The sequence below is a fragment of the Streptomyces scopuliridis RB72 genome (assembly GCF_000718095.1).
In the GTDB taxonomy this organism is placed as follows: domain Bacteria; phylum Actinomycetota; class Actinomycetes; order Streptomycetales; family Streptomycetaceae; genus Streptomyces; species Streptomyces scopuliridis.
The window spans coordinates 232,955-256,816 of sequence record NZ_JOEI01000002.1; the positions used below are offsets into that span (position 1 = coordinate 232,955).

Consider the following 23,862-nt stretch of genomic DNA (forward strand, 5'->3'; position numbering starts at 1 on the left):
CGGGCCGTACCCACGGACGGCAGGAGGCCGGCGGACGATGGCGGTGGACGCGCTCGACACCCGCATCCTGCGGCTCCTCATCGAGCAGCCGCGTACCAGCGTGCGGGAGTACGCGCGCATCCTCGGGATCGCCCGGGGGACGCTCCAGGCCCGGCTCGACCGGCTGGAGCGCGAGGGGGTGATCACCGGCACCGGACCGTTCCTCTCCCCCGCCGCCCTTGGCCATCCGGTGCTCGCCTTTGTCCATATCGAGGTCACGCAGGGGCATCTGGACGAGGTCGGTGACGCGCTCGCCGCGGTCCCCGAGATCGTCGAGGCGTTCTCGATCACGGGTGCGGGGGATCTGCTCACCCGGGTCGTCGCCCGCGACAACGGCCATTTGGAGGATGTCGTCCAACGTCTGATCCAGCTGCCGGGTGTGGTCCGTACGCGTACGGAGATGGCGCTGCGCGAACGGGTGCCGCACCGGCTGCTGCCGCTGGTCGAGTCGGTGGGCCGGGACGTCGGTGAGCGACGCTGAGGGAGCGCTTGGCATGCTGGGGCGTATGAGCACTTCCCCTGCGCTTGCGGTCATCTTCGATCTCGACGGAACACTCGTCGACAGTGAACCGAACTACTACGAAGCCGGACGCCTGCTCCTGGCCCAGTACGGTGTGTCCGACTTCAGCTGGGAGCAGCACAGCCGGTTCATCGGGATCGGGACCCGCGAGACGCTGGAGGCGCTGCGCGAGGAGTACGGGATCGACGCGCCCGTGGACACCCTGCTCGCCGAGAAGAACCGGCTCTATCTGGAGCGGGTGCGCGCCTCGACGGAGGCATTCCCGCAGATGCGGAAGCTGGTGGAACGGCTGCACACCGAGGGCGTACCCATGGCCGTGGCGTCCGGTTCGTCCGGGGCGGCCATCGATCAGGCGCTCGCCGTCACCGGACTCGACGGGTATTTCACCGCGACCGTCTCGGCCGAGGAGGTCGCGCGCGGCAAGCCGGCGCCGGACGTCTTCCTGGAGGCGGCGCGCCGACTGGGAGCCGAGCCCGCCCACTGCGTGGTGCTGGAGGACGCCGCACCCGGTGTGATGGCCGCGCGGGTCGCCGGGATGCGATGTGTCGCGATCCCGTACGCCCCCGCGCCCGGCGCACCTCTCGATCCGGCGTTCGGTACGGCGGGGCTGGTCTTCCCCGGCGGACAGAGCGAGTTCACGGCGCAGGCCGCGTACGCGTGGATCGTCGGCGAGTAGGACCCGCTGATCCCGCCGGTCCCCGGGGGCCTCAGCTCCGTTCCGTCATGTCGGCGTTGACGCGGGTGGGGTACATCAGTGTCACGGGACGCCCGTCGGATCCGCTGCCCGAGAGCACCGGGGGCCGGCCCGCCAGGCCCGGGGGATGCCCGCGCCGTTGGCCGTGGTCTTCATCGAGAAGAGCGGAACGGACCGGGTGGTGGGTACGGAGAGCGTGAATTCGATTCTGCCCCGGGAGAGATGTGCCGGAAATATGGCAACCCACCTGTAGAACACCGCCAGGCCGAATGCATCCGGGCAACGACCTGGCCTTCCTCGGCCTGGCAGCCGCCCTCCGCTGCGGCCGAGCTGTTGGCCCAGGGCGCGCGCGGCATCGGCTATCTGCTTCAAGGACCGGGTAGGGCGGGTGGAGCAGTTCCTGGAGGCGCTGGAGCGCATCACCACCGGCGGGACCGCCCTCGACCCCGAGGTGGTCACCGAGATCCTCAGCCAGAAGGCCGCCGCGCGGCCGTTGCGGGCGCTGACACCGCGTGAGCACGAGGTGCTGGAGATGATGGCGCAGTGGCTCGCCAACGGGGCCGTCGCGGAGCTGCTGGTCATCACCGAACGGGCGGTCAGCAAACACATCCGGGGTGTCTTCGACAAGCTCGGGCTGCCGCCCGAGGGCGGAAATGTGCACCGCCGTGTACTGGCCGTACTGGCATATCTGGGCAACAACACACCGGAGACCTCCGCGTAGCGGCGTACGACCCACGCTTCGGTCTCGGGCAGCGGAAAACCCCGGGCATCCGGAGACGGGGGAGAATCCGAAGGCCCGGGGCGGGGATTCCACTCTGCCACGACCCCGCGATCATTACGATCCGGTCTCGGCGTACCCCCAAGGTCTTGCCTTCTGCTCGTGTAATCGATTCCAATCCTCCGTGTAATCGATTCCACGAGGAGGTGGACCGACGATGGCGGGCATCAAGGATGTCGCGGCCGAGGCAGGCGTGTCCGTCGCCACGGTGTCGCGGGTACTCAACGACCATCCGTCGGTCAGCCCCGCGTCCCGCGCCCGGGTGCTCGCCGCCGTCGCCGCGCTGGGCTACCGGCCCAACGCCGTGGCCCGGTCCCTGCGCACCGACCAGACCCGCACGCTCGGCCTGGTCATCAGCGATGTGCTCAATCCGTACTTCACCTCGCTGGCCCGCGCGGTCGAGGAGGAGGCGCGGACGCTCGGCTACAGCGTGATCATCGGAAACGCCGACGAGCGGCCCGAGTTGCAGGACCACCACGTCCGTACGCTGCTCGACCGCCGGATCGACGGGCTGCTGGTGTCGCCCACCGACCGCGGTTCGCCGCTGATACTCGACGCGGTGCGCGCCGCGACCCCGCTCGTCTTCGTGGACCGGTGGATCCCGGGCGTCGAGGTGCCCGTCGTACGGTCGGACGGCCGCGCCGCCGTACGCGATCTGGTCGCCCATCTGCTGCGGATCGGCCATCGCAGGCTCGCGATCATCGCGGGTCCCGCGACCACCACCACCGGCAGCGAACGCGTCGACGCCTTCCGTACGGCGCTGGGCGAGCACGGGGTCGCGCTGCCCGACGCGTATATCGGCCAGGGCGACTTCCAGGCCGAGAGCGGACGCCGGGCCGCCGAGCGCTTCCTCGATCTTCCCGAGCCTCCCGACGCCGTGTTCGCGGCGGACAATCTGATGGCCCTCGGCGCGCTCGACGCGATCCGCGCCCGGGGTCTGAGCGTCCCGGACGACATCGCGCTCGCGGCCTTCGACGACATCCCGTGGTTCGTACACACAGACCCGCCGATCACGGCCATCGCGCAGCCGACGGACGAGCTGGGCCGGGCCGCCGTACGGGCGCTGGCCGAACGCATCGCGGGCCGAGTCCCGCCGTCCGTCACACTCCCCGCCCGGCTGGTCGTACGCCGCTCCTGCGGCGCGGAGTTCCCGCCGGCCCCACGGCGTCCGGACCCCTCAACACCCCACCGGTCAGCACCCAACCCGTCAGCACGAACGTGAAGGAGCAACCCGTGAGTCACCCGGACGAGTTGCTGCGTGTCGAAGGGATACGCAAGACCTTTCCCGGCGTGGTCGCGCTCGACAGCGTCGACTTCGATCTGCGCCGCGGCGAAGTGCATGTCCTGCTCGGCGAGAACGGCGCCGGCAAGAGCACCCTGATCAAGATGCTCTCCGGTGCCTACCGTCCGGACGCCGGGCGCGTGCTCGTCGGCGGGCAGGAGGTCCGTATCCATGGCGCGCAGGACGCGGAACGGCTGGGAATCGCCACCATCTACCAGGAGTTCAACCTGGTCCCCGATCTGACGGTGGCCGAGAACATCTTCCTGGGCCGCCAGCCGCGCCGCTTCGGTCTGGTCGACCGCAAGAAGATGGAGTCGGACGCGGCCGAGCTGCTGGAGCGTGTCGGAGTCACCACCCCGCCGCACACCAAAGTGCGTGAACTGGGCATCGCCCGGCTCCAGATGGTCGAGATCGCCAAGGCGCTCAGCCTGGACGCCCGGGTGCTGGTCATGGACGAGCCGACTGCCGTGCTGACCTCCGAGGAGGTCGACAAGCTCTTCCGCATCGTGCGCGCACTGCGCGAGGACGGCGTGGGCGTCGTCTTCATCACCCACCATCTGGAGGAGATCGCGGCGCTCGGTGACCGCGTCACCGTCCTGCGCGACGGCCGCAGCGTCGGGCAGGTGCCCGCGTCGGCCTCCGAGGACGAACTCGTACGCCTCATGGTGGGCCGCGACATCGACCAGCAGTATCCGCGCCGGGCCGCGGAGACCGGTACCGCCCTGCTGTCCGTCACCGGACTGACCAGGGAGGGCGTCTTCCGCGATGTGGGCTTCGAGGTGCGCGCCGGTGAAGTCGTCGGTATCGCGGGGCTGGTGGGCGCGGGCCGTACGGAGGTCGTACGGGCGGTCTTCGGCGCGGACCACTACGACACGGGCTCGGTACGGGTGGCGGGCGCCACGCTGCCGCGCCATGACGTGAGCGCGGCGATGGCCGCCGGCATCGGTCTCGTGCCGGAGGACCGCAAGGGCCAGGGTCTGCTGCTCGACGCGTCCGTGGAGGAGAACCTCGGTCTGGTCACGCTGCGTTCGGCGACCCGCGCCGGGCTGGTGGACCGCGCGGCGCAGCACACCGCCGCCGCCCGGATCGCCGGGCAGCTCGGCGTCCGGATGGCGGGGCTCGGCCAACGGGTCCGCACGCTGTCCGGCGGCAACCAGCAGAAGGTCGTCATCGGCAAATGGCTGCTGGCCGAGGTCAAGGTGTTGATCCTCGACGAGCCGACGCGCGGTATCGACGTGGGCGCGAAGGTCGAGATCTACGAACTCATCAACGAACTCACCGCCGCCGGTCACGCCGTGCTGATGGTCTCCAGCGATCTGCCGGAGGTCCTGGGCATGAGCGACCGCGTGCTGGTGATGGCCGAGGGCCGGATCGCCGGTGAACTCACGGCGGACGAAGCGACACAGGACGCGGTGATGGCGCTGGCCGTCGGCGCCGCGCGCCCATCCGGACCGGCGATCGGCGAGGACGACGAGCAAGACGAAGAAGGGGTGGAGGGCTCCCGTGGCCACTGACACGCTCAAGAACACGACAGATAGCGGTGGCGACGGCGGTGGCGGAAGCGCCCGGGCGGTCCGCCGGCTCCTGCTCGACAACGGCGCGCTGAGCGCCCTGGTCGTTCTGGTGGTGGCGATGTCGCTGCTGTCGGGCGACTTTCTGACCACCCAGAACCTGCTCAATGTCGGTGTGCAGGCGGCCGTGACCGCGATCCTCGCGTTCGGTGTCACGTTCGTCATCGTCACCGCGGGCATCGACCTCTCGGTCGGCTCGGTGGCGGCGCTCTCGGCGACCGTCCTTGCCTGGTCGGCGACGTCGGAGGGGGTGCCGGTGTGGCTGGCCGTCGTGCTCGCCGTGGGCACCGGCATCGCGTGCGGGCTCGTCAACGGGGCGCTCGTCTCGTACGGCAAACTGCCGCCGTTCATCGCCACGCTGGCGATGCTCTCGGTGGGCCGCGGTCTGTCCCTGGTGATCTCGCAGGGCAGCCCGATCGCCTTCCCCGGCTCCGTCTCGCGGATCGGGGACACGCTCGGTGGCCGGCTGCCGGTGCCGGTGCTCGTGATGGTGGCGATGGGGCTGATCACCGCCCTGATCCTGAGCCGTACATACCTCGGCCGCTCGATGTACGCGATCGGCGGCAACGAGGAGGCGGCGCGGCTGTCCGGGCTGCGCGTGAAGCGGCAGAAGGTCGCCGTCTACGCGCTGTCCGGGCTGTTCGCCGCGGTAGCCGGTATCGTCCTGGCCTCCCGGCTCTCCTCGGCGCAGCCGCAGGCCGCGCAGGGGTACGAACTCGACGCCATCGCTGCGGTCGTCATCGGCGGCGCCAGCCTGTCGGGCGGTGTCGGCAAGGCGTCCGGCACGCTCATCGGCGCGCTGATCCTGGCGGTGCTGCGCAACGGCCTCAACCTGCTGTCGGTGTCGGCGTTCTGGCAGCAGGTCGTCATCGGTGTCGTCATCGCGCTCGCGGTGCTGCTCGACACGGCGCGCTCCCGCGCCGGGGCGTCGGCCGCGCCCGCCGGTGCGTCCGGTGCGGGAGGCCCGGGGGGCTCGGGACGTAAGGGCGCGAGAGCCGTGAAGTACACGGTCGCCGCGGTGCTGGTGGCCGCCGTCATCGGCGGTGTCTCCTTCTGGAACAACGGCTCCTCCGGCGGCGGGACCAAGCTCGGCCTGTCCCTCTCCACCCTCAACAACCCCTTCTTCGTCCAGCTGAAGGCGGGCGCGGAGGCCGAGGCGAAGGCCAAGGGCGTCGAACTCACCGTCACCGACGCGCAGAACGACGCGTCCCAACAGGCCAACCAGATACAGAACTTCACCAGCGGAGCCATGTCGTCGGTGATCGTCAACCCGGTCGACTCGGACGCGGCGGGACCGTCCGTACGGGCCGCCGACAAGGCCGGCATCCCGGTGATCGCCGCCGACCGCGGTGTCAACAAGGCGGACATCGCCACGCTGGTCGCCTCCGACAATGTCGCGGGAGGCCGGCAGGCGGCCAAGACGCTGGCGGAGAAGCTCGGCGGCACGGGGCAGATCGTGATCCTCCAGGGCACGGCGGGCACCTCGGCCAGCCGCGAGCGCGGCCAGGGCTTCGCCGAGGGCATCAAGGCGTACCCCGGTATCCAGGTCGTCGCGCGGCAGCCCGCGGACTTCGACCGCACCAAGGGGCTCGATGTGATGACCAATCTGCTCCAGGCGCACAGCGGGGTGAACGGGGTCTTCGCCGAGAACGACGAAATGGCGCTCGGGGCGATCAAGGCGCTGGGCTCCAAGGCGGGTACGTCGATCCCGGTCGTCGGCTTCGACGGCACACCCGACGGCCTGAAGGCGGTCGAGGCGGGCACGCTCTACGCCTCGGTGGCCCAGCAGCCGGCGGAACTGGGCCGGCTCGCCGTGCTCAACGCCATCAAGGCCGCGCGGGGCGACGAGATCGCCTCGACGGTGAAGGTGCCGGTCAAGGTGGTCACGGCGAAGAATGTCGCCGACTTCTCCTGACCACTCGACGGCTTGCAGGGGACTCAACGGCTTCCAGGAAAAGAGACGGGAAGACAGTGATGTACGACTACGACCTGCTGGTCGTGGGGTCGGCCAACGCCGATCTGGTGATCGGTGTCGAGCGGCGCCCCGGCCCCGGTGAGACCGTGCTCGGCTCGGATCTGTCCGTCCATACGGGCGGCAAGGGCGCGAACCAGGCGGTCGCCGCCGCCCGCCTCGGAGCCCGCACGGCCCTGCTGGCCCGGGTCGGCGACGACGCCCACGGGCGGCTGCTGCTCGACTCGCAGCGCTCGGCGGGCGTCGACACGGCGGGGGTGCTGTCGGGCGGCGCGCCGACCGGGGTCGCGCTGATCACGGTCGATCCGTCCGGGGACAACAGCATCGTGGTGTCGCCTGGCGCCAACGCCCGGCTGACCCCGGCCGACATCCGGGACGCGTCGGCTCAGCTGCGGGCGTCGCGGGTGATCTCGGCGCAGCTGGAGATCCCGCTGGAGACGGTCGGGGAGGTGGTGGCGGGTCTGGCACCGGGCAGCCGGTTCGTACTGAACCCCTCTCCCCCGGTGCCCCTGCCGGCCGCGATCCTGGCGGCGTGCGACCCCCTGATCGTGAACGAGCACGAGGCGCGGGTGGTGCTCGGCGCGTCGGTGGGCGACGACCCTGAGGAGTGGGCGAGGGCGCTGCTCGCGCTGGGGCCGCGCTCGGTGGTGATCACGCTGGGTGCGCGGGGGGCGCTGGTGGCGGACGACCGTACGACGGCGCTCGTCCCGTCCGTACGCGTGCGCGCCGTGGACACGACCGGGGCCGGCGACGCGTTCACCGCGGCGCTGGCCTGGCGGCTCGGCGCCGGAGAGAGCTTGGTCGAGGCCGCCTCCTACGCGGCGCGGGTGGGGGCCGCGGCGGTGACCAAGGAGGGGGCGCAGGTGTCGTTCCCGACGGCGGCCGAGGTGGCGTCGCTTGCCGGAGCGGCTCCGGACCCTGCCCCGGAACCACACGTAACCGCTCCGGGACAGACAGTGTCCACTCCGGGTCAGAGGGTGTCCGAGTGAAGAAGTCGGGGATCCTGAATCGTCATCTCGCGGGCGCGCTGGCCGAGCTGGGTCATGGCGACGGTGTCCTGGTCTGCGACGTGGGGATGCCCCTGCCCGCGGGCCCGCGGGTGGTGGATCTGGCGTTCCGGGCCGGGGTACCGAGGTTCGCCGAGGTGCTCGACGGTCTGCTGACGGAGCTGGTCGTGGAGGGCGCGACGGCGGCCCATGAGGTCCGCGACGCGAACCCGGAGGCGGCGCGGCTGCTGGCGGCACTGCCCGGCCTCGGTTTCGTCCCGCACACGGAGCTGAAGGAGCTGTCGGCGGGCGCGCGCCTGATCGTACGCACCGGGGAGGCGCGGCCGTACGCGAATGTGCTGTTGCGCTGCGGGGTGTTCTTCTGAGCCGCACGGCTGAGCCATACCGCCGGGCCACACCACGTGGCTCCGGTGCAGGGCCCCGTCTCGACAGGGGCCGGTCACGAGATATCTTGATGTCGAGCAATGTTGCAGACGTGGAGCGGAGCACCCGGTGACTGACTCGACCATCATCTACACACACACCGACGAGGCCCCGGCCTTGGCGACGTATTCCTTCTTGCCTGTGGTCGAGGCGTATGCCTCGACGGCGGGGGTCACCGTGGAGAGCCGTGACATCTCTCTGGCGGGACGGATCATCGCGGGCTTCCCCGAGCGTCTTGAGGAGGGCCAGCGGATCGATGACGCGCTCGCCGAGCTGGGTGAGCTGGCCAAGACGCCCGGTGCGAACATCATCAAGCTGCCGAACATCTCGGCCTCGATCCCGCAGCTGAAGGCCGCGATCGCCGAGCTTCAGCAGCAAGGCTACGCGCTGCCGGACTACCCGGACGACCCGAAGACCGACGAGGACCGCGACGTCCGCGCGCGCTACGACAAGGTCAAGGGCAGCGCCGTCAACCCGGTCCTGCGCGAGGGCAACTCCGACCGGCGCGCCCCCGCGTCGGTCAAGAACTACGCCAAGGCGCACCCGCACCGTATGGGCGCGTGGACGGCCGACTCGAAGACGAACGTCGCGCACATGGACGCCGACGACTTCCGCTCCAGCGAGAAGTCCGCGGTCATCGCCGAGCCGGGCTCGCTCCGTATCGAGCTGGCCGGTGACGACGGCAGCACGACGGTCCTGCGCGAGTCGGTGCCGGTGCTCGCGGGGGAGGTCGTGGACGCGTCGGTGATGCGGGTGGCGGCGCTGCGCGAGTTCCTCAAGGCCCAAATCGGCCGTGCCAAGGCCGAGGACGTGCTGTTCTCCGTGCACCTGAAGGCCACGATGATGAAGGTCTCCGACCCGATCATCTTCGGCCATGTCGTACGGGCGTTCTTCCCGAAGACGTTCGCCGAGTACGGCGAGGCGCTCGCCGCGGCGGGTCTGACCCCCAACGACGGCCTCGGCGGCATCCTGGGCGGGCTGGAGTCCCTGCCCGACGGCGCGGCGATCAAGGCGTCCTTCGAGGCCGAGCTCGCGGACGGCCCCGCGCTGGCGATGGTCGACTCGGACCGCGGCATCACGAACCTGCACGTACCGAGCGATGTCATCGTCGACGCCTCCATGCCGGCCATGATCCGCACCTCCGGTCACATGTGGGGGCCCGACGGCCAGGAGGCCGACACCCTCGCGGTCATCCCCGACAGCAGCTACGCCGGCATCTACCAGGTCGTCATCGACGACTGCCGTGCGCACGGCGCGTACGACCCGTCGACGATGGGCTCGGTGTCGAACGTCGGTCTGATGGCGCAGAAGGCCGAGGAGTACGGCAGCCACGACAAGACCTTCGAGATCCCCACCACCGGCACGGTGCGCGTCCTGAACGACTCGGGCGATGTCGTCCTGGAGCACGTGGTGAGCGCGGGCGACATCTGGCGTATGTGCCAGGCCAAGGACCTGCCCATCCGGGACTGGGTCAAGCTCGCCGTCACCCGCGCCCGCGCGACCGGCAACCCGGCGGTGTTCTGGCTCGACGAGGGCCGCGCGCACGACGCGAACCTCATCGCCAAGGTCAGGACCTACCTCGCCGAGCACGACACCGAGGGCCTGCGGATCGAGATCATGTCGCCGGTGGAGGCGACCGCGTTCTCCCTGGAGCGCATCCGCCGCGGCGAGGACACCATCTCGGTCACCGGCAATGTGCTGCGCGACTACCTCACCGACCTGTTCCCGATCCTCGAACTCGGCACGAGCGCGAAGATGCTCTCCGTCGTCCCGCTCATGAACGGCGGCGGGCTGTTCGAGACCGGCGCCGGCGGCTCCGCGCCCAAGCACGTCCAGCAGCTCGTCAAGGAGGACTACCTGCGCTGGGACAGCCTGGGCGAGTTCCTCGCGCTCGCGGTCAGCTTCGAGCACCTCGCGCAGACGACGGACAACGCGCGCGCCCAGGTGCTCGCGGACACCCTCGACCGCGCCACGGCCACCTTCCTGAACGAGGACAAGTCGCCCAGCCGCCGGCTCGGTGGCATCGACAACCGCGGCAGCCACTTCTACCTTGCGCTCTACTGGGCCCAGGAGCTGGCGAAGCAGACCGGCGACGCCCAGCTGGCGGAGGCGTTCGCCCCCCTCGCCAAGACGCTGGCCGAGCAGGAGACCACCATCGTCGACGAGCTGATCGCGGTACAGGGCAAGCCGGCCGACATCGGCGGCTACTACCAGCCCGACCCGGCCAAGGCCGCGGCCGTCATGCGCCCGTCGGCCACCTTCACCCAGGCCCTCGCGCTCCTCGGCTGACGCGAAGGCTCCCACGGGCAGGGGGGTTGTCCGCCCGCCAGTTCCGCCCCGTCCGACATGCTTGTCGGCCGGGGCGGTTCTGTCTTCGGGGCCGCCGGCCGGAGCTCACCGCGTTGAGCCAGTCGAGGGGGCTGCCTGTGCTGCGGTGTATACCGGCCATGTACGAGGCTGATTACCTCGATGTTTCCGGGACAGGTGGGGAGCCGCGTCGCGGAGCGGTTAGGATCACCGCATGGTCACGGCCCGGTCGCTGTTCGGCATCGCGAGGACCCGCCCTTCGGCGAGTCCGCTGCGCATGCTGTGGCTGGCCCTGCTGTTGTTCGGCTTCGTGTATACGCACGGGTTGAGTGCCGACAGCGCCGCGGGACATGTGGCGCCCCGGGCGAACGCCCCTTCCGCAGTGGCGAGTTCCGTCGATGACGCGCACGGCCCCGCCGGGGGAGCGGTGGCTGTCGTCGCACCGCGCGGCGGCGATGCCGATGGACACGGCTCCTCGCATCCGGCCACGGAGTGTGTGCCGGGGCAACCGCAGTCGACGCCGGGGCCGGTGGCTTCTGGCCTCATGGCGCGAGCGTGGGGACCGGCCGCTGTGCCGATTCTGGCCGCAGGGGGTACGGATCGGTTCGTGCCGGCCGCTCCCGCGTCGGTCACAGCGAGAGGGCCCGGCGTCCTTCAGGTGTAGGAGTCGGCGGCTCCGTCGCCCGATGACACGCGCCGTACCGGAGAACAGGTTTTCTCCGGGCTCGGCCCGCGCGGGCGTACTCACAGCGCTGACCTGCCACCCGGCGGCCCTATCGCGGAGGATCCGTGCCGTTCGCCATGCGTGTTCGCCCCCACGCACGCTTAGTTCCCAGCCTCAACTGGCCGCTGCCACTGCGCCTTCTCACGATCGGCAGTGTGCTTCTGACCGTCCTTCTCTGCGTCGTGGCGCATGCGAGGGACGACACCGCCCACTCGCCGGAGACACCGGCTACGGTCTCCGCCATCGCCGCGTCGGACATCGCGGCGCCCGGGACGCCTGGCCATCCGCACGCGCACACGGAGTGTGTACCGGGCCTCGTCGTCCGGGCCGCCCACGAGGCGCAGCGGTCGGCTCCGGCCGCTGTTGCCCCGCCTCTTGTCGTGCTCTCCGCCGTCGCCGGGGGCCCGGGCGCCCGGTCGGGCCCCGTGCGGGAGGCGCGCGGGCCACGGACCGAGCGCTCCGGCAGATCCACACTCACCGCCGTCTGCCGGTGGCGCGTCTAGACATTCCGTCCGCAGCCATCACCATCGGCTGCCGCGTGCTGGTACCGCGACCGGAGGCCCTTGGCCCCGCCGCGTCACACTAGCGCGCGAGATGAACCGCCACCCCCTCAGCGCTTCATCGAACGAGAGCGGAACGATGCAGTCACACCTCACCACCGACCCCACCTCCGCCCACCCCACGATCTCCGGACTCGTCGGAAACACCCCGGTCGTCCGGGTGTCCGCGCCCGGCGGTCCGCCCGGACGTGGCTTCTGGGCGAAGCTGGAGGGCTTCAACCCCGGTGGAATCAAGGACCGGCCCGGGTTGCACATGGTCGAACGGGCCCGTGCGCGCGGCGAATTGCGCCCCGGCGGCCGGATCGTGGAGTCCACCAGCGGCACCCTCGGGCTTGGGCTCGCACTCGCGGGAATGGTGTACGGCCATCCCGTCACCCTGGTCACCGACCCCGGACTTGAGCCGTCGATGACCCGGCTGCTCACCGCGTACGGGGCGGAGGTCGACATGGTCGCCGAGCCGCACCCCGAGGGCGGCTGGCAGCAGGCCCGCCGCGACCGCGTGGCCCAACTGCTGGACCGGCACCCGGAATCGTGGTGCCCCGACCAGTACAACAACCCGGACAACACCACCGCGTACACCCCCCTCGCCCTTGAACTCGCCTCTCAGCTGGGCCACATCGACGTCCTGGTGTGCAGCGTGGGCACGGGCGGGCACTCGGCGGGCATCTCCCGCGTACTGCGACAGCTCTACCCGGAGCTGCGCGTCGTCGGTGTCGACACCATCGGCTCCACCATCTTCGGCCAGCCCGCCAGGACCCGGCTGATGCGCGGTCTCGGCTCCAGCATCTACCCCCGCAACGTCGCCTACGAGAACTTCAGCGAAGTGCACTGGGTCGCCCCGCGCGAGGCGGTGTGGACCTGCCGTCAGCTGGCCTCCTCGCACTACGCCACCGGCGGATGGAGCGTGGGCGCGGTGGCGCTGGTCGCGGGGTGGCTGGCCCGTACGCTGCCCGCCGACACCCGGATCGCGGCGGTCTTCCCCGACGGGCCGCAGCGGTATCTGGAGACGGTGTACGACGACGAGTACTGCGCCCTGAACGGGCTGCTCGGCGTTCCGCCGGCCGAGGAACCTGACGCCGTGAGCCGCCCGGACGAGACGGAGGTGACGCGCTGGACGAGGTGCACCGAGGTCCTCGACCCGCTGACGCTGTCCTCCGCGCCGACGTCCACGTCTGCGCCCTCGTCCCCCGCGCCGTCCGGGCCGTCCGGGCCGTCCGGGCCGTCCGCGCCGTCCTCGTCCGAGGAGGGCCGATGAAGGGAACGCTCGCCCAAGTCCGTTCGTACGAGCGCAGCGTGCAGCTGCTGATGGTGAATCAGTTCACCATCAACCTCGGCTTCTACATGCTGATGCCCTACCTGGCGGCCCATCTGTCCGGCACGCTCGGCCTGTCCGGTCTGCTGGTCGGACTCATCCTCGGCGTACGGAACTTCAGCCAGCAGGGCATGTTCCTCGTCGGCGGCTCCCTCGCGGACCGGTTCGGCTACAAGCCCCTGATCGTCGCCGGATGTGTGCTGCGTACCGCCGGTTTCGCGACCCTGGGCTTCGTCGATTCGCTGCCCTCGCTGCTGGCCGCCTCCGCCGCCACCGGCCTGGCCGGGGCCCTGTTCAACCCCGCCGTGCGGGCGTATCTGGCGGCTGACGCCAAGGAGCGCCGGGTCGAGGCGTTCGCGCTGTTCAACGTCTTCTACCAGGCGGGGATCCTGCTGGGACCGCTGGTGGGAATGGTGCTGACCGGTGTGGACTTCCAGATCACCTGCCTGGTCTCCGCCGGGATCTTCGCGCTCCTGAGCGTCGTTCAGATCCGCGCGCTGCCCGCGCGCCGCGCCGACGACACGAGGAGGCGCGAGGACGGCGCGCGGGCCGGCCTGCGCTCGCAGTGGCGGCTGGTCTTCTCCAACCGGCCCTTCCTGCTCTTCTCCGCCGCCATGATCGGCTCGTACGTCCTCTCCTTCCAGGTCTATCTGGCGCTGCCGCTGGAAGTCCGGCGGCTGGGCGGCGACGGGGAGTTCGGGACGGCGGCCGTCGCGCTGCTGTTCGCCGTCTCCGGGCTGAGCACCATCCTCGGCCAGACCAGGGTGACCGCCTGGTGCAAGGCGCGCGTCGAGCCGGACCACGCGCTCATCTGGGGCTTGGTCACGATGGGTCTGGCCTTCGTACCCCTGCTCCTCGCCACGGCGATGCCGGTACCGCGGGACGGCGTGGGCCTGTGGCTGTTCGCGGCCGTGCCGCCCGCGCTCTCCGCACTGCTGCTCGCCCTCGGGACGATGATCGCGTACCCCTTCGAGATGGACACCATCGTCCGGCTCTCCGGTGACCGCCTCGTCGCCACCCACTACGGGCTCTACAACACCATCTGCGGAGTCGGCATCACCCTGGGAAACCTGCTCACCGGCGCGTCCCTGGACGCCGCGCGCGCGGCGGGAATGTCCGCGCTGCCGTGGCTCTGCCTGCTCGCGCTCGGACTCGCGTGCGCGGGCGCGCTGTACGGGCTGCACCGTACGGGACGCCTGACCGCGGCCGTACCCGAGGGGGTGCCGACGACAGCCTGACCGGACCGGCGATCCGGAGGGGTCAGTGCTGGTGCCCGTCGGCCTCTTCCTTGCCCGGCGATCCGGTCGGCTCCGTGTCCTCGGCGTCCCCTGTGGCGGGGGCCGTTCCGGCGGTGACCGTTCCGGTGGTGACGGTGAAGGCGGCGGTGCGCACGGTGCCGTTGTGCTTGAAGTCGAGGAAGAGCCGGTAGGTGCCGGCGCTGGGCGCGGTGGCGGTGAAGGACACGTCCGGACCGGGTTCGGTCTCGCCGTCACCGGGCGCGCCGTTGGGGTGAACGTGCAGATAGGCCAGGTCGCCGGAGCGCAGGGCGACCAGGTGGCCGTAGGCGCCGAGGTAGGGCTGGAGGTCCGTGACCGGCCGGCCCGCCTTGGTGACCTTCAGGCTCAACTCGCCTGCCGTCCCCGGGCGTAGGGGGCCGGTGAGTGTGACGGTGTAACCGTCGACCGTGGCGGTGGTGGAGGGGGCGGGAACCGGGGCGGGCCGGTAGTTGCCCGCGACGGCGAGGTCGGCGCCGAGCGTGAGGTTCTTCGCCCCCTTGGCGGCGGGGGTGAAGTCCGCGAAGAGGCGGTAGCCCCCGGCGGCGGGGAGGTTCGCCGGTGTGCTCCAGGTGCCGTCGGCCGCCCGGGTGGGGTGCAGATGCCGATAGGTGGTCAGGTCCTGGGAGGCGAGGATCAGATGCAGTTCCTTGTCGTGCTCGCGCTGGAACGCGGTGACCTGACGGCCCGCGCTGTCGCGTATGGCGAAGCGCAGTTCGGTGGTGCGGGCCGCGGGGACGCGGGGCGTCCTGAGGTCGAGGGTGTAGCCGCCCTCCGAAACCTGCAACCCGCCCGCCGGCACGTCATGACCACCCCGCGGCGCCTCCCCTCCCCCGTCGGGCGCACCTCCGTGTTCCGCGTGCGCCGCGGGCTCCGGATCCGTCGAAACCGGCGTGACCACGGTCCCGACCCCGTACGCCGCACCGAAGGAGGCAGCGAGCGCGGCGGTGTACGTGGCGATCCTTGACGCGGTGTTCATGGTGCTCTCCTCTGATCGTCCGGTGATGGTCCGGCCGGCTGACTGACCGACCACACTCACCATATACCCCATGGGGGTATCAGAAAGCCCCATGTCACCCTTGCGGCAAATACGGGGTGGGGGTATACATGGCCGAGTCGGCCAAGATACCCCTCCGAGGTATTGCAATCTCGGGGAAGCGACGAAATGCGGCTCCCGGGGTGACGGAACGCGCGGAGCGGAGTCAATGGGCCGGTCGGCCGCCGCTGATGTGACTGAGCGCGCCGTAGTTGGCCATTGCGAGCATCACAGTTGGCCACACAGCCTGACCCGGGCAGCTGTACCCGCGGGCTCTTCGGGAAGGCTCACCAGCCGGTGCGCTCCGTGATGCCGGTGCCGCAGAATGCCCTCACTGCCATGCCGCCCACTCCTTCACCGCGAACCGGTCGCCGACGCGTCGCACTTCGGCCGCGCCCGGCCCGGGGAAATGCGCGGGGAACAGCAGGGCGCCCCGGTCCGCGGCCTCCCCCAGCACCCGGCGCCGGCTGTCCCGTGCGCGGGGCTCGTCCTCGTCGAAGCTGGGGCAGTCGTCCGGCTCCGAGATCTGCAGTGGGCTGTGCAGCAGGTCCCCGGCGAACACCGCCCGGTCCGTACCCGACCGCAGCCATACCGCGGAGGAGCCGGGCGTATGGCCGGGGGCGGGCTCGATACGGAGTTGGGCGTCGATGTTGTAGTGGTCGCCCTCCCACAGCACGGTCTGTCCGGCCCGGTGCACGGGGGCGACGCTGTCCTCGAAGACGTTGGCCATCCGAGGACCGGAGCGGGTCCGGTGTCCGTTGGCCGGATTCCAGTAGTCGAAGTCGGCGCGCGCGATGACGTACTGGGCGTTGGGGAAGGTCGGCCGCCACTCTCCGTCGTCCGTCAGGCGGGTATTCCAGCCGACGTGGTCGCCGTGGATATGGGTGCAGATCACCGTGTCCACGTCCTGCGGGCACACGCCCGCTGCTGCCAGCTCTCCGAGGTAGGGGGTGTTCAGATGGTGGAAGGACGGCATGGCCGGGCGCTCCCGGTCGTTGCCGATGCCGGTGTCGATCAGGATCGTCCGGCCCTCGCTGCGGATCAGCCAGGTCTGGATCATGATGTGGATCTCGTCGGCGGCCGGGTCCAGGAAGGTGGGGGCGAGCCAGTTCTCGTGCGCCTGCCAGTGCTCGACGGGCACATCGGGGAAGACGTAGTCGCGGGCGCGGCCTTTGGCGGGCAGCTCTACCACACGGGTGATCTCCACCATTCCAAGCACAATGGTGTCCATACCCCCAGCCTGCGCGCCGGGTGACGCCGGCGCCATCGGCCGCACGGCTCCTCGGGAGGGAGCGGGATGCGGCCCGAAACGCCCGGTCGGCGACGCGCGACACCGGCTGGAGCCGGACGGTCGGCGCCCAGTCACAGCGGGTTCGTCGACGCTCACTCCGCGGTGGGTTCCCAGTCCGGGAACGTGGGACCTGCTCGGGGATGCGTGTGTGGCTCAAACCTGACCACGTGCGCGGTGCCCCAGCGCGTTCGAGGACGGTTACGCGCTCAGGCTTGTCGCGGGATCGACCAGGGCTGACGGGCAGTCAATTGTCTGTCGGTCAGCGTCCCAGCAGGTAGCCGAAACCCCTGCGCGTGTGGATCAGTGGAGGTTCCTCCTGGTCAACTTTCTGCCGGAGGCGGGAGATGAGCTTCTCGATGGCGTTGTCGGCTCGGCCGTCGCCCCAGACGTGACGGCAGATCTGTTCCTTCGAGAGGACCTGGTCGGCGTTGACCAGCAGGTGACGCAGCAGCCGGTACTCCGCGGGGGTGAGATCGAGCGCCCGCGGCCCGCGCCACGCCTGGCAGGTGGCGTCGTTCAGGACGAGGTCGCCGTAGCACGGTCCCCGCCACACAGGAGCGGACCCGCGCCCGCGACCGCGCCCGCGCAGTAACACCCGTGCCCTGGCGAGGACTTCGGCGATCCGGAACGGCATGGTGACGTAGTCCTCCTGGCCCGGCCCCAGTTCGGGAAGGAGGCTGTCCAGGTACTCGCACACGGTCAGGAAGAGGACCGGTGGGCGGTCGGCGGCGGGAACGCGACTGCGGGCGAGGCCCTTCAGGTCCGGCATCGTCGCGTCGAGGACCACCAGGTCGTACCGGTAACCCGCGATCCGCGCCAGCCCTTCGGCACCGGTGCGCGCCGTGGCGACCCGATAGCCCGCCAGTTCCAGAGTCGTCGTGAGCAGTTCGGAGATGTCTTGATCAGCGACGACGATGAGGACGTGCTGCCCGTCCCCACGGACCGCCGACGGTGTCTCACCGATGCTCCCGCGCGCCTCGTTCGCGCCGAGCGTCTCGCTCACCCCGCGCGCCTCGTTCACGCCGAGCCTCTCGCCGACCCCGCGCATCTCGTTCACCCCGCATATCCCGTACACCCCGTACATCCCGTACATGGAAGGACCACTTCGCGTAAGGCTCACGCTTCACATCCGAACGGCAGAGCCGGGGCCCCGGGCACCCGGGGCCATGGCGTCAGGCAGGGCGCTCCGTATTGATACCGGCATCGGTGTCGGCGTAGCCGAGGAAGTCGTCCACCATCCGATGGAACAGGGCGGCGAGCTGCTGAAGGTCCTGGGGCGACCAATCGGCCAGGGCCGCCTGCATCCCCCGGCGACTCGTCTCGCGGATACGGTCGACCACCTCGCGCCCGACCGGGGTGAGCTGGATACGCTGCGCACGGCCGTCTTCCGGATCCGGGACGCGGGTCACGTACCCCGACTTCTCCAACTGCTGTACCTGGCGGGTGACATGGGACGCCTCCACGGCCAGCCGGTTCGCCAGTTCGCTGGGGCGCAGAGGTTCGGTATCGGCGATCTGCCGCAGCAGCGCCACGGCGGCACGGTCCAGTGACACTCCGGCCTGGGCCATGAGGCGGTCGTGCTGCCGGACCCTGCTGGACAGATAGGCGACACGGCTCAGCGCGCGCTCGATCTCGATCACATCGGCCGAGGCCGGGGCCGGGGCCGGGGCCTGGACAACTGCTGGCGGTGACTTGGGCATCCATCCACTTTACCATCTGTTTGCCTGACTTAAGCAATCCCAATCCCACTGTGCACCACGCCGTACCCCTCGTACTGCGCTGGATGGAACAGCGCTTCCCCGGCGCCTGGGCCGACGGGGCAAGTGCCCAGGTCGTCTTCGTCGCTCCGGACGGACAGAAGATCACCGCCGCCGATAACCGGTCGGTCATCGACACGGCCGTGGGCGACATGGCCCACGGGCCCCAGGTCGCCGGCGCCGTGAACCCCTTCACCGCGAAGGCGGTGAGCGAGGACGGCTCGACGGCGTACGCGACCGTGACGTACAAGGTGAAGGCGGACGACCTCACCGACGCCGGTAAGAAGACGCTGGAGGACGCCATCCAGCAGGCCCGGGACGCGGGCCTGACCGTCGAGGTCGGCGGCACCGCGCTGGCGACCCAGCCCGCGGCCGGCGGCTCGGCGGAGGCGATCGGCGTCGCCATCGCCGCCGTGGTGCTGCTGATCACCTTCGGCTCCCTGGCCGCCGCCGGGCTGCCGCTGCTGACGGCGATCGTCGGTGTCGGGATCAGCATCGCCTCGATCATGGCCCTGGGCAGCGCCCTGGGTCTGTCCATGACGACCAGCACCCTGGCCTCGATGCTCGGCCTCGCGGTCGGCACCGACTACGCCGTCTTCGTGATCTCCCACTACCGCGAGGAGCGCGGCCGGGGACACACGCCCCAGGAGGCCGCGGGGCTGGCGGTCGTCTTCGCCGGGCTGAGCCTCTGGGGCGCCGTCGATGACGAGCACGTCCGCCTGCTCAACTATCGGCCAGTTCTTCCTTGTTGAGGACAAAGTATGGACGGTGCGGTGCGCTGTCCCTACCCTGGGCGTCGTTCTCGCGCGGAAGTCCGCGTGAAGCGCGGCGTAACTCCGCCGCCGCACCGCCGGTACGTGTACGAACTCCACTCCGTGGACGCGGGCCGCCCGGCCCCGCCCACTCGCAGTGCCCCAGCAGGAGGACGAGTGCAGCCACACAAGTACCAGAGCCCCCGCCCCAGTCGACGCAGATCACGGACCCTCGCCGGGCTTCTCCTCGCGGCCCTCATCACCGGAGGTCTCGTGGCGCCCGCGGTCGGCGCGGAGGCGAGGGCCCCCGCGGAACTGCCGCCGCAGGAACCCGGCGTCACCCTCCGTGTCTTCGACATCCAGTCCCCGCTCAGCAAACTCTGCGACCTGAAGCCGGCCCAGACCCCCAACGTCGACAAGCTGATCCCCACCGTCGACTGGTCCTCCACCGAGGGCTTCGGCTTCACGGACAACTTCGTGTCGCAGATCATCGGCAACGTCAACGTCCCCGCCGACGGCACCTACGCCTTCCGTCTGATCAGCGATGACGGCTCCCGTCTCCACATCGGCGACCAGCGGGTCATCGACCACGACGGACTGCACGGCGCCGAACCCAAGGACGGCGAGATCACCCTCACCGCCGGCTACCACGCGCTCCGTATCGACCACTTCGACCGCGGCGGCGAACAGCAGGTGACCCTCCAGTGGAAGCCGCCGGGCGCCACCGACTTCGTCCTCGTACCGAACTCCGTGCTCAGCACCGACGCCGGCGTCGTCCGCGTCACCGCTCCCGGCCGCAAGGAGTGCGAGGGCAGCTACGACACCCCCGGCGACGGCCTCCCGCTGACCGCCGTCCATCCCGGCTACACCCTCACCGACCTGCGCCCCGACGGCTTCGAGCCGCAGGTCTCCGCCATGGACTGGCTGCCGGACGGCAGGCTCGCCGTGACCACCTGGGGCGGCAGCAACAACACCGTGGGAGAGGCGTACATCCTCGACCATGTCACCGGTGACACCGGACCGGAGAAGGTCACGTACAAGAAGATCGCCGACGGGCTCAAAGAGCCGATGGGCATCAAGTACGTCGACGGAAAGCTGTACGTCTCGGAGAAACACCAGCTGACCGAGTTGACCGACACCAATGGCGACGACGTCACCGACACGACCCGCAAGGTCGCGTCCTGGCCGTACGGAGGCAACTTCCATGAATTCGCCTTCGGACTGCTCTACAAGGACGGGGACTTCTATCTGAATCTCTCGGTCGCCATCAACTACGGCGGCGCGACGACCGATCCGCAGCCGGCCGCGAACCGCGGCACCACGATCAAGGTCAACAAGGCGACAGGAAAGGTCAGTTACCTGGCGGGCGGTCTGCGCACCCCGAACGGGATCGGATGGGGCCCGGAGGGCGGTCTCTTCGTCACCGACAACCAGGGCGGCTGGCTGCCCGCGTCGAAACTCGTCCAGGTGAAACAGGACCGGTTCTTCAACCACTACACCAACCCGGACGGCCCGTTCGACGACCGTACGGTCACCAAGCCGGTGCTCTGGCTGCCGCAGAACGAGATAGCGAACTCGCCCAGCACACCGATGCTGGTCAAGAAGGGGACCTTCGCCGGTCAGCTGCTCTTCGGTGACGTCACCTACGGCGGAATCCAACGCGCCGATCTGGAGAAGGTGGACGGCGAATACCAGGGCGCGGTGTTCCGCCATACGCAGGGCCTGGAGGCCGGCATCACCCGGATCAGCACGGGACCGGACGGTGCGATCTACGCGGGCGGCCTCGGCGCCGACGGGAACTGGGGCCAGGAAGGAAAACTCCGCTTCGGCCTCCAGAAACTCACCCCGAACGGCACGAACGCCTTCGACATCAAGACCATGCGCGCCACCCGCGACGGCTTCGAACTCACCTATACGAAGCCGCTGTCGGAGGAGACCGCCGCCAAGCTGACGAGCGGCGGCTACTCCGTGGAGCAGTGGCGCTACGTCCCCACACCGGCGTACGGCGGCCCCAAGGTGGACGAGGAGCGCCTGCCCGTCTCGGCCGCCCTGATCTCCGACGACCGCCGCACGGTCCGGCTCACCATCCCCGGCCTGAAGACCGACCGGGTGGTGCACGTACGCTCGCCGCGCCCGTTCGCCTCGGCCGACGGCGAGCAGTTGTGGTCCACCGAGGCCTGGTACACCCTGAACGCGCGGCCCGGCCCCGAGGCGCCCGTCACGTCGTACGACGCCGAGTCCGGGCGCCTGTCCGGCGGCGCGGACATCGACACCGAGCACGCCGGCTACACGGGCGGCGGCTTCGTCGACGGCTTCGGCACCGAGGGCGCCACCGCCACCATCGAGGTCGAGGTGCCCGCGAAGGGCACGTACGACGTGAGCCTGCGCTACGCCAACGGTCCCAACCCGTTCGCCGGTACCAAAACGATCGGCGCCGGTGTCAACGGCGGGCAGACACGGCAGATCAGCCTCCCCTCCACCGGCGCCTGGAACCGCTGGTCCACCCGGACCGAGCGGTTCGCCCTGAACAAGGGCCGCAACACCCTCACCTACACCTACCGGCCCGAGGACACCGGCCATGTCAATCTCGACATGATCGAGGTACGCAGACCCGGCAGCCGCATCGACCTGTTCTCCGGCGGCAGCATCTCCACCGCGTGGCAGCACACCGACGGGCGTAGCGTCGAATGGCCGCGCACCCCCGAGAACTCCGTCGAAGTGTGCTGTGGCGACATCCGCACCAAGCAGTCCTTCGGGGACTTCAGACTCCACGCCGAGTTCCGGGTGCCGAAGCTGCCGCCGGACGTCACCGGGCAGGACCGCGGCAACAGCGGCGTCTATCTCCAGGAGCGGTACGAGATCCAGATTCTGGACTCGTTCGGTGTGGAGAAGCTCGCCGCGAACGAGGCCGGCGCGATCTACAACAAGGTGGCCGCGAACCGGAACGCCGGCACGGCACCCGAGACGTGGCAGACGTACGACATCGTCTTCCGCGCGGCCCGTTTCGACTCCGCGGGGAAGAAGACCGAGGACGCCAGGATCACGGTGGTGTGGAACGGCACCAAGGTCCACGACAACGTCGCCGTGGACGGTCCGACCGGCAGCGGCAACGCGGAATCGGCCGCGACGGGCGCGATCCGGCTCCAGGACCACGGCAATAAGGTCCGCTTCAGGAACGTGTGGGTCGAACCACTGGACTGACCGCCACGCAGTACTCCAGCAGGACTCCGACGCTTCCCCCGGCCGGAAACGGCCGGGGGAAGCGTCGGATCCGGATCGCCTGAATCAGTCGGGGAATCAGCCGGATCAGGCCATCGCCCGCGCCAGTCGGCGGTCCACCTGGGAGGGCGACATGGCGTGCTCGGTCGCGAGGATCCCCGCCCCGATGACCGCGGCGTTCTCGCCCGTACGGCTCGGCTCGATCCGCAGCACACGCGTGGCCAGCGGATGCGAGCGCCGGTACACCGCTTCCCGTACCCCTGCGAGGAGTTGGTCGTGTACGGCGGCCAGCGCGCCGCCGAGCACGACCGTGTCCGGATTGAAGAAGTTGACCAGTCCGGCCAGGACCTCGCCGACCGCCCGGCCCGCCTCACGCACCATGCCCACGGCGTCCCGGTTGCCGGAGGCCACCAGCCGCACCACATCGCTGCCCGAGGCCGCGTCCAGCCCCATACCGGCCAGTTTCGCCGCGAGCGCCGCCCCGCCCGCCACCGCCTCCAGACACCCGGTGTTGCCGCACCGGCACGACTCCTCCTGGTCCCCGACCCGGATGTGTCCGATGTCGCCGGCGCTGCCCTGAGCGCCGCGGTGGAGCCGGCCGTCGGCCACGATGCCGCAGCCGATGCCCGTACCGACCTTGATGTAGAGGAGGTAGCGGGTGTCCGGAAACGCACGGCGCTGCTCGGCCAGCGCCATCACGTTCACATCATTGTCGACCAGCGCCCGCACCCCGAAGCGCGAGGCGAAGAACTCAGGGATCGGATACTGGTGCCAGCCCGGCATGATCGGCGGATCGATGGGACGGCCGGTCGAGAATTCGACAGGTCCCGGCACCCCGACCCCGATCGCGCGCAGCGTCCGCGGCTCCTGTCCCGTCTCCTTCAGCAGCGCGTGCAGCGCCCGTTCCACCCTGCGCAGGACCGATTCCGGGCCGTCCGCGATCGACAGCGGCTCCTTGTGCGTGGCCAGCATCGCTCCACCGATGTCCGTCAGCGCCACCGCGCAGTGCGAGGCGCCGAGGTCCACACCGGCCACCAGGTGCCCCGCGGTGCGCAGTTGGAGCCGGCGCGGCGGGCGGCCTCCGGTCGAGTCGCCGGGGGCGGGGGCCGATTCGTCGACGAGTCCGTGCGCGATCAGCGCGTCCACCCGCTGGGAGACCGTGGAGCGGGCCAGGCCGGTGATCCGCGCGATGTCCGCGCGCGTCGCCACAGCTCCGGAACTGATCAGCGCCAGCACCTCGCCGGGCGTGTGGGTGGCGGAACCGCTGTGATCCGACGGCGCAGGCATGACAGTCACCCTAGGCACGACTTTCGCTGCTCACAAGGCGTTCTATGTTCGCCGGTC

Annotated in this window: 17 protein-coding genes and 2 pseudogenes; 14 read left to right on the forward strand and 5 right to left on the reverse strand. The window is 70.3% G+C overall.

Going from position 1 to position 23,862, the window contains the following annotated elements; genetic code table 11:
- Positions 1-37 precede the first annotated feature (37 nt).
- The 12 genes and pseudogenes from IF11_RS0102330 (at position 38) to IF11_RS0102385 (ending at position 14,427) form a co-directional block, all read left to right on the forward strand.
- Complete coding sequence (locus tag IF11_RS0102330) at positions 38-520, forward strand: Lrp/AsnC family transcriptional regulator (protein ID WP_030349675.1); 483 nt, start codon at positions 38-40, stop codon at positions 518-520.
- Between the two features lie 25 nt (positions 521-545).
- Positions 546-1,235, forward strand: a complete 690-nt coding sequence (locus tag IF11_RS0102335; RefSeq protein WP_030349676.1) for an HAD family hydrolase — start codon at positions 546-548, stop codon at positions 1,233-1,235.
- Positions 1,236-1,574: 339 nt separating this feature from the next.
- Positions 1,575-1,974, forward strand: a pseudogene (locus tag IF11_RS36290) (LuxR C-terminal-related transcriptional regulator); the annotation flags it as partial.
- 214 nt (positions 1,975-2,188) lie between these two features.
- Positions 2,189-3,253, forward strand: a complete 1,065-nt coding sequence (locus tag IF11_RS0102345; RefSeq protein ID WP_030349677.1) for a LacI family DNA-binding transcriptional regulator — start codon at positions 2,189-2,191, stop codon at positions 3,251-3,253.
- Positions 3,254-3,264: 11 nt separating this feature from the next.
- Complete coding sequence (locus tag IF11_RS0102350) at positions 3,265-4,827, forward strand: sugar ABC transporter ATP-binding protein (protein WP_030349678.1); 1,563 nt, start codon at positions 3,265-3,267, stop codon at positions 4,825-4,827.
- Positions 4,817-6,799 (forward strand): ABC transporter permease/substrate-binding protein, encoded by a 1,983-nt coding sequence (locus tag IF11_RS0102355; protein ID WP_030349679.1) that lies wholly within the window; start codon positions 4,817-4,819, stop codon positions 6,797-6,799. Before IF11_RS0102350 ends, IF11_RS0102355 begins: the two co-directional genes overlap by 11 nt.
- A 59-nt stretch (positions 6,800-6,858) precedes the next feature.
- On the forward strand, positions 6,859-7,845 hold the full coding sequence (locus IF11_RS0102360) for a ribokinase (protein WP_078490337.1): 987 nt from the start codon (positions 6,859-6,861) through the stop codon (positions 7,843-7,845).
- Positions 7,842-8,228, forward strand: a complete 387-nt coding sequence (rbsD, locus tag IF11_RS0102365; protein WP_030349681.1) for a D-ribose pyranase — start codon at positions 7,842-7,844, stop codon at positions 8,226-8,228. Before IF11_RS0102360 ends, rbsD begins: the two co-directional genes overlap by 4 nt.
- Before the next feature lie 127 nt (positions 8,229-8,355).
- Positions 8,356-10,575 carry an NADP-dependent isocitrate dehydrogenase gene (locus tag IF11_RS0102370; RefSeq protein WP_030349682.1) on the forward strand — a complete coding sequence of 740 codons (2,220 nt, stop codon included), beginning with the start codon at positions 8,356-8,358 and terminating at the stop codon, positions 10,573-10,575.
- Between the two features lie 897 nt (positions 10,576-11,472).
- Entirely contained in the window at positions 11,473-11,820 is a 348-nt protein-coding gene (locus IF11_RS0102375) for a hypothetical protein (RefSeq protein WP_030349683.1), read from the forward strand.
- 136 nt (positions 11,821-11,956) lie between these two features.
- Positions 11,957-13,132 carry a PLP-dependent cysteine synthase family protein gene (locus IF11_RS0102380; RefSeq protein WP_165840610.1) on the forward strand — a complete coding sequence of 392 codons (1,176 nt, stop codon included), beginning with the start codon at positions 11,957-11,959 and terminating at the stop codon, positions 13,130-13,132.
- Positions 13,129-14,427: an MFS transporter gene (locus IF11_RS0102385; RefSeq protein WP_030349685.1), complete on the forward strand. Its 1,299-nt coding sequence runs from the start codon at positions 13,129-13,131 to the stop codon at positions 14,425-14,427. Before IF11_RS0102380 ends, IF11_RS0102385 begins: the two co-directional genes overlap by 4 nt.
- 22 nt (positions 14,428-14,449) lie before the next feature.
- Here the strand turns inward: IF11_RS0102385 and IF11_RS0102390 are convergent, their stop codons facing one another.
- From IF11_RS0102390 to IF11_RS36295, 4 genes are all read right to left on the reverse strand, one after another.
- Positions 14,450-15,442, reverse strand: coding sequence for a hypothetical protein (locus tag IF11_RS0102390; RefSeq protein WP_030349686.1), 993 nt, complete (start codon positions 15,440-15,442; stop codon positions 14,450-14,452).
- A 388-nt stretch (positions 15,443-15,830) separates the two neighbouring features.
- Entirely contained in the window at positions 15,831-16,730 is a 900-nt protein-coding gene (locus IF11_RS0102395) for an MBL fold metallo-hydrolase (protein WP_030349687.1), read from the reverse strand.
- A 319-nt stretch (positions 16,731-17,049) separates the two neighbouring features.
- Positions 17,050-17,910 carry a response regulator transcription factor gene (locus tag IF11_RS0102400; RefSeq protein WP_240627528.1) on the reverse strand — a complete coding sequence of 287 codons (861 nt, stop codon included), beginning with the start codon at positions 17,908-17,910 and terminating at the stop codon, positions 17,050-17,052.
- A 52-nt stretch (positions 17,911-17,962) separates the two neighbouring features.
- Positions 17,963-18,490, reverse strand: coding sequence for a MarR family winged helix-turn-helix transcriptional regulator (locus IF11_RS36295; RefSeq protein WP_030349689.1), 528 nt, complete (start codon positions 18,488-18,490; stop codon positions 17,963-17,965).
- Here IF11_RS36295 and IF11_RS0102410 point away from each other — a divergent pair.
- Positions 18,469-19,236: pseudogene (locus tag IF11_RS0102410) on the forward strand (MMPL family transporter); the annotation flags it as partial. The gene IF11_RS36295 and the pseudogene IF11_RS0102410 sit on opposite strands and share 22 nt — an antisense overlap.
- A gap of 240 nt (positions 19,237-19,476) precedes the next feature.
- Entirely contained in the window at positions 19,477-22,500 is a 3,024-nt protein-coding gene (locus IF11_RS0102415) for a 3-keto-alpha-glucoside-1,2-lyase-like domain-containing protein (RefSeq protein WP_030349691.1), read from the forward strand.
- A gap of 105 nt (positions 22,501-22,605) precedes the next feature.
- Here IF11_RS0102415 and IF11_RS0102420 read toward each other — a convergent pair whose 3' ends face one another.
- On the reverse strand, positions 22,606-23,805 hold the full coding sequence (locus IF11_RS0102420; protein WP_030349692.1) for an ROK family transcriptional regulator: 1,200 nt from the start codon (positions 23,803-23,805) through the stop codon (positions 22,606-22,608).
- Positions 23,806-23,862: the final 57 nt, after the last annotated feature.